The following is a 6,017-nucleotide window of genomic DNA, read 5'->3' as shown; positions in this document are numbered from 1 at the left end:
GATAGAGATCGATATAGTCGGTGCCGAGCTTGGCCAGCGACTTCTCGACCGCATCGAATATATCGGCACGAACCAGCTTCGAAGGGCGGTCGCCGCGGAACCAGGTGTTGGCGGTGCGGCCGACTACTTTCGAGGCGATGACGACCTTGTCGCGATTTCCCTTCTCCTTCATCCAGCTTCCGATGATCTTCTCGGTCCGCCCCTGCGTCTCGGCCTTCGGCGGGATCGAGTAAAGCTCGGCGGTGTCGATGAAATTCACCCCGCGCGAGAAGGCCAGATCCATCTGCGCATGACCTTCGGCCTCGGTGTTCTGCTGGCCCCAGGTCATCGAGCCCAGGCAGATTTGCGAAACAAGGAGATCGGTCCGACCGAGGCGGCGTTTATGCATGGAATTTTCTCCGGCGGGAGGTTTTGCGCGGCTGGGCGGCGAGGAATTCAAGCATAAAGCAAAGGCTTGGGGTTCTCCAACCCTGCCGCCGCCGACTTTTGCGTGAATTGCTAGCGACGCGCCGCAGCCAGAGCGCGCCGCTTGGCCTCGTCGATCAGCATGTTGGCGACCTGCATGCGGATCATGGCGCGCTGGCGCAGATGCGGGGCAACACGGTCCGGATGGTTGGCGAAAGCGAAGTTGCGCCGCATGCGGCCGAAATCGGCATTCTTGCCTGGACGGTCCAGGCCGAGCTCGCCGGCAATCGATTCCGGATCGATCGGCGGCAGCTTTTCCTCCGGCCGCGGCTCTTCGCCGGCAAGCGCCAGCTTGGCCTGGTCGAGAATCGCGGCGAACTCGGCGGCAAGATCAGTGCCCGTTTCACGGTATTCTGCGGCGACGCTCTCGCCCGCAACCTTGATGCGACCGGAATGAAGCTCGTCCGCCACCGACAGATAATCGAACGGTATAGAGGGCCTGGCGCCCCCGTCTTCGCCCTTCTCGGAAGCGATGATCAGGTCGTCGAGCAACGAAGCGAAATCGAGCTTGTTCCCGGTGCCGATCTCAGCCTCCTCCGTATTGCGACGGCATTCACCGTCGCCGCCGACCATAGAGCGCTCTCGTTAAAAATGAATGCCCATGACGTTAACAATTGCGCGCTTTTCAGCTCCGGAAACCCGACGCAGTCGCCGCCGAAACAAAAAGCCGGACCGCATTTTTGTGCAGCCCGGCAAGGTCGCCAGGAATGGCGAGGAAAAGCCGGCCATGGAGCCAGCATCGAGGCCTACGATCGAGCTTCTGCAAAAGTTTCAAAAAAATCGATTGTGGCGAAAAAAATTCGCAAAGGCATGGCTGCCATGCGATTGCTGCACTGCACAATTGTAACAAATCGCCTATATATTAGACGTGTGGAGGACAAATTAGGGGCCTGGGATATGGGGTTCTTCACTGAAATGTTCGCGCGGCCACGCCCGCAGGAACAGCAGCGTTACCGTTCGGCGCTCGCGCTTCTGAACGCGATGAGCAATGCCGACCGCGCCGATATCGGCATCAAGCCGGCGGATTTTCCGCGTATCGCCCGCGAAATGTCGATACGCTGATCTGGCGCTCGGGCAATTCCAGGGCAAGTGTGCCGCGGCTCCGTCCGGAATTGCGCGAAACCAAAAGTAAAAGAGGCTTCCCGGCGGTGGCCGGGAACCCTCTCGGTTGTTAGCGTCCCAGGAAAATCGCCTTGCCCAGCGGCACGCCGTTATGCCGCAGGATGTCGTAGGCCGTGGTGACGTGGAAGTAGAAGTTCGGCATGGCGGCATGAAGCAGGTACTGCAGCCCGCTCATCGACACCTCGCGCCCGGCAAGCCTGAGCTCGATCGTCCGCTCCTCCGAGCCAGCCAGGTCCGCGGCCGAGAATGTCGCCAGATGATCGAGCGTCTTGGCGATTCGGGCGTGCAGTTCCTCGAAGCTTGACTCATTGTCCTCGAATTTCGGCACTTCGCGGCCGGCGAGCCGCGACGGCGCGCCCTTGGCGTGATCGGTGGCGATCTGCACCTGCCTGGTCAGCGCGAACATGTCGGGCGCCAGCCTGGCGGTCAGGAGCACCTGTGGGTCGATCTTGCGGTCGGTGGCGTTCTGCTCGGTCAGCGACAGCACGCTGGCCAGCGCCTTCAGCCGGGCCGAAAAGACGGCCACGGAAATATCGTACATGGATATGGTCACGTGAGTAATCTCCCCAGGCGGCCTCAGCGCCGCGGGTCGTGAGGTAGCGCCTCCCGGCCCGATTCTTCAAGCAGTGTCCAGGCCGCGTCACCGCGCCGCCGCAATCGCCGTGGTAGTATTTTCGTTATCGAGCGGAGATTCCCGATGATACGTGCCCTTCTCGCAGCGACTGCCTTGCTCTCCCTTGTTGGCATCGGCCAGTCGGCGCTCGCAGCCGAAGTGCCTTATATCGACGATAGATCCAGCGCAGAGGCGGTCGTCCGCTCGCTCTACAGCGCCATCGGCCGGCATGAATTCGCTCGCGCCTGGGGTTACTATGGCGATACGAAGCCAGCAAAAGATTTCAACGCTTTCGTCAAGGGCTACGACAACACCGACACGGTCGAGGTCAAAACCGGCGCCGTATCCGACGAGGGTGCGGCCGGCAGCATCTATTACAGCGTTCCCGTCGCCATCCAGGCGACTGACAAGAAGGGCGAGGCCAAGGTCTTTGCCGGCTGTTACACGCTTCGCCAGGTCAACGCGCAGATACAGGAACCGCCGTTCCAGCCGATCTTCATCGACAAGGGCGCGCTGAAGCCGTCGACCGAAGATTTCGAAAGTGCCGTGCCGGCCAGTTGCGGCGACGGCCCGCCGCCCCCGAAGAAGGACGAGGCGCTTGAACAGGCCAGGAAGGCGTTCCTCGCCACCTATGGCGAACAGTGCGACAAGGAGAATCCGGAAGGCAAGCCAGCCGGCGAGCCGGACGCCTACTCCATCCGCTATAAGGACAAGGACGCCGGAGCCGACGAGCCGGAGCGCGAGACGCGGCTTTTCCGCTTCTTCTGCTCGCTGGCCGCCTACAATGAGAGCGCGGTCTACTACATCTACGACGATGTCGCCGGCGTCAGGCAGCTGCAGTTCGCCTCGCCGGAGCTGGACATCCGCTACGAGAACAACAACAGCGAGGGCAAGGTCGAGGGGATCCACATCATCGGTTTCCAGACCGACGACCAGTTGGTCAATTCCGAATATGACGACAAGACCAGGACGATCACGTCCATGAACAAATGGCGCGGTGTCGGCGACGCCTCGTCGACCGGCACCTATCTGTTCCGCAACGGCAATTTCTCGCTGGTGCAGTACGATGTCGATGCGTCCTATGACGGCGAGATCAACCCCGAGACCGTACTGGACTACAACACCCCACCTTGAGTTGAGGGCGCCCTGTTCAAGGCGCTTTCGTCAGCATCCAATTGAGCGTGCCGCGCCAGTCGACCATACGGATCGGCGTCCCGTGCGTGCCGGTCTCGAAGCGCACGAAACGGGTCGGATAGGCCTTCGACTTGGCGAGGATCGAGCGGAAGAACGCCTCCTGCTTCTCCACCGGGAAAACCACGTCGTGGCTGCCCTGGCCAAAGAACACCGGTACCCGGCGCTTGAAGGCAGGGCTGGTCAGGAAGCTGTCGTCCCAGAGCGAGCCGAGCAGCAGCAGGCCGTTGATGCGGGCTCCCGTGTCCTTGCGATCGGCCAGCTTCCAGCACAGCATGCCACCCATCGAGCCGCAGGCGACGAAGATCTTCGCGCCGGGCGATGTCTCGGCATAGTGATCGATCAGGGCCGAGACCTGCGCCGCGCCCTTGTCGCCGAAATCGGGAAAATCCGGCGAAAGATAGAGCCCGCCATTTTCGGCCATCAGGTTTTTGATGCGGTTGAAATTGCCGCCGAAGGTGAAGTCGTCGACGCCCTGCTTACGGCTGCCGCCCTGCCCATGCAGGTAAAGCACGATGATGGCGGCGCCTTCCGTCTTGCCGACCGCGACATGCCTGACGTCGCCGGCATCCGTCTTCAGCATCAGATCCTGCTGCACCTTGCGCACGCCGGGTTCGGTATATTGCGCATGCACGCGCTTTTCGGGCACTTCGTCGCGCTGGTTGATGTCGCGCATCTCGCGGTAGTCGAGGACGGTGTAGGCACCGTTGTCGCCGCTCGACAGCGTCGCCGGGTAGCCGAACAGGTCGTCCTTGAAGGGTTTCAGCGACAACGTCTGCGCCTCGGCGGCCGAGAGCGAGATCGCCGTTGAGGTGAGCAGGGTGAGGAAAATTCGGAGGCGGAAAGACATGCCGAAGCCATGCGAAATTCGGCTTCGGTTTGTCAATCCTGCAGGACGCCGCCCGCCCCTTCCAGCGCCTCGCGCGTGTCGACGTCGATCGAGGCGCCCTGCCCGATCTCGACATCGATGACGTCGAGCCCCTCGGCCTCGACCAGATGGCGCGCGCCGGTGTCGCCCTCGAGTTGGGAAACGGCCAGGAAAAGAGACCGCGGCAGCAGCACGGGATTGCCGCGCTTTCCCAGATGCGCCGCGCGCACCACGGCGCGACCGCCGGACCGGCGGAACGCATCGATCAGGCTGTCGAGGTCCTTCGATGACACGCCCGGCATGTCGCCGAGCACGATCATGGCGCCGGCGGCGTCTGGCGCGACCTGCGCGATGCCTGCCTTCAACGACGAGGCGAGACCGTCAGCGAAGTCCGGATTGTCGGCGAGCCTCACATCGAGGCCGGAAAGCACGGAGCGCACGCGTTCGCGCTGATGTCCGGTGACGACGATGGTGCTGGCCGCCTTCGAACCCAGTGCGCGCTCGGCTGTGCGGCGCACCAGCGGCTCGCCGTCGAACAGCGCCAGGAGCTTGTTCGGCCCGCCCATGCGGCTGGAGCGGCCGGCGGCAAGAAGCACGATATCGACCCTGGGCTCCGATCTTGCCGACTGTGGGGCCGGCAGCGGCTCGCGCGGCTGCGGCCTGGTCGGGATTTCCATGAGCAGCCCGCCAACACCCATGCCGGCAATATCGCGCGCCGTCACGTCGAGCCCGGCAATCAGCCGGTCCAGTACCCAGTCGAAACCGTTTTCCTTGGGGCTGCGGGCGCAGCCGGGCGCGCCAATGATGCGCTTGCCGGCAAGCGTGCCCAGCACCAGCAGATTGCCGGGATCGACCGGCATGCCCGCGCGGATGACGGTACCCCCTGCGCGCTCGATCGCCGCCGGCACGACATCGGCGAAATCGCTCATCGCCGATGCCCCGAAGATCACCACCATGTCGTTGCCGCGCGCCAGCGCGGTCGCGGCTTCCGCGACGGGCGCCACTTCATGCGGCGTGCGCCGCTCCGCCGTCAGCCGGCCGCCGGAACGCGACAGCCGCGCCTCGGTGACGCGCAGCGTCTTGTCGAGCACGCTCGGCTTCACGCCGGGGAGCGTTGTCTGGATGACGCCGACATTGACCGGACGATAGGCGTTGACGGCAAAGATCTCGCCGCCGGCGCAGATCTTGACCACCGCATCGACCAGGCTCGCGGCGACAGCAAAGGGAATGATCTTTACCGTCGCCACCATCTGGCCCTTCTCGACCGGCGCGTGCTGCGCCAGCGTGGCGATGGTGATGGCCGGATCGACGGCGTTGATGGCGTCGATCATCTTGGCGTCGACGGTGAAGACGCCCGCGGTCGCGGCATGGAGATTGACCCGCCCGGTCGCGGCGGGGTTCACCTCGACGTTGCGGTGGCGCATGACGGCGGCGATCTTCGCGGCCGCCGTATCCTCACCGAGATCATCCGAGGACAAAACGGCGGCGACAACTTCCCTGACGCCGGCCGCTTTCAGCGCCATGACATCGTCGCCGCTCAGCCGATGCGCCTTGCGGAACCGGCGTTCGCCGGCTGCCGTCGCATGCGCCAGCACCGCGCCTTCAGCCTGCTCGATTGGAACCGGGCCGAACTTCACGCCACGGCGCCTTTCACTTCGAGGCCGCGCGAGCGGAACGCGTGGATGGTCTGCGCCAGCACCGCAACGGCGATCTCGGCCGGGCTCGCCGCGCCGATGTCGAGACCGATCGGCGCATGGA

The 6,017-nt window shown here is 63.8% G+C and carries 8 protein-coding genes; 2 read left to right on the top strand and 6 right to left on the bottom strand.

Translation table 11 applies throughout. The annotated features are described in order from the left end of the window. Together EOA38_RS25345 and EOA38_RS25340 are read right to left on the bottom strand one after the other, a co-directional pair. Positions 1–388, bottom strand: a 388-nt coding sequence (locus EOA38_RS25345) for an aldo/keto reductase (protein WP_189434876.1), incomplete at its 3' end; no start/stop codon positions are given. A 110-nt stretch (positions 389–498) separates the two neighbouring features. Then, positions 499–957: a hypothetical protein gene (locus EOA38_RS25340; protein WP_127300522.1), complete on the bottom strand. Its 459-nt coding sequence runs from the start codon at positions 955–957 to the stop codon at positions 499–501. A gap of 405 nt (positions 958–1,362) precedes the next feature. Here EOA38_RS25340 and EOA38_RS41155 point away from each other — a divergent pair, with 405 nt between their 5' ends. Then, positions 1,363–1,527 carry a DUF1127 domain-containing protein gene (locus EOA38_RS41155; RefSeq protein WP_082954041.1) on the top strand — a complete coding sequence of 55 codons (165 nt, stop codon included), beginning with the start codon at positions 1,363–1,365 and terminating at the stop codon, positions 1,525–1,527. Positions 1,528–1,636: 109 nt separating this feature from the next. Here EOA38_RS41155 and EOA38_RS25330 read toward each other — a convergent pair whose 3' ends face one another. After that, the gene (locus EOA38_RS25330) at positions 1,637–2,140 is read right to left on the bottom strand and encodes a DUF1993 family protein (protein WP_127300521.1); all 504 of its coding nucleotides are present in this window, start codon (positions 2,138–2,140) and stop codon (positions 1,637–1,639) included. 144 nt (positions 2,141–2,284) lie between these two features. Here EOA38_RS25330 and EOA38_RS25325 point away from each other — a divergent pair, with 144 nt between their 5' ends. Further along, entirely contained in the window at positions 2,285–3,334 is a 1,050-nt protein-coding gene (locus EOA38_RS25325; protein WP_127300520.1) for a DUF1176 domain-containing protein, read from the top strand. A gap of 16 nt (positions 3,335–3,350) precedes the next feature. Here EOA38_RS25325 and EOA38_RS25320 read toward each other — a convergent pair whose 3' ends face one another. The 3 genes from EOA38_RS25320 to EOA38_RS25310 form a co-directional block, all read right to left on the bottom strand. Then, on the bottom strand, positions 3,351–4,241 hold the full coding sequence (locus EOA38_RS25320; RefSeq protein WP_127300519.1) for an alpha/beta hydrolase: 891 nt from the start codon (positions 4,239–4,241) through the stop codon (positions 3,351–3,353). A 32-nt stretch (positions 4,242–4,273) separates the two neighbouring features. Further along, positions 4,274–5,896 (bottom strand): molybdopterin-binding/glycosyltransferase family 2 protein, encoded by a 1,623-nt coding sequence (locus tag EOA38_RS25315; RefSeq protein WP_127300518.1) that lies wholly within the window; start codon positions 5,894–5,896, stop codon positions 4,274–4,276. After that, positions 5,893–6,017, bottom strand: a 125-nt coding sequence (locus EOA38_RS25310) for an XdhC family protein (RefSeq protein WP_189434874.1), incomplete at its 5' end; no start/stop codon positions are given. The genes EOA38_RS25310 and EOA38_RS25315, both read right to left, overlap by 4 nt.

Source organism: Mesorhizobium sp. M1E.F.Ca.ET.041.01.1.1, from assembly GCF_003997355.1.
Taxonomy (GTDB): domain Bacteria; phylum Pseudomonadota; class Alphaproteobacteria; order Rhizobiales; family Rhizobiaceae; genus Mesorhizobium.
Note: the sequence above shows the minus strand (reverse complement) of the source record. Positions and strands in the feature narration are given on the sequence as shown.

Excerpts from the sequence above, each read along its gene's own strand:
- EOA38_RS25325 (WP_127300520.1), top strand. The coding sequence starts at position 2,285 with ATGATACGTGCCCTTCTCGCAGCGACTGCCTTGCTCTCCCTTGTTGGC.
- EOA38_RS25320 (WP_127300519.1), bottom strand. The coding sequence starts at position 4,241 with ATGTCTTTCCGCCTCCGAATTTTCCTCACCCTGCTCACCTCAACGGCG.
- EOA38_RS41155 (WP_082954041.1), top strand. The coding sequence starts at position 1,363 with ATGGGGTTCTTCACTGAAATGTTCGCGCGGCCACGCCCGCAGGAACAG.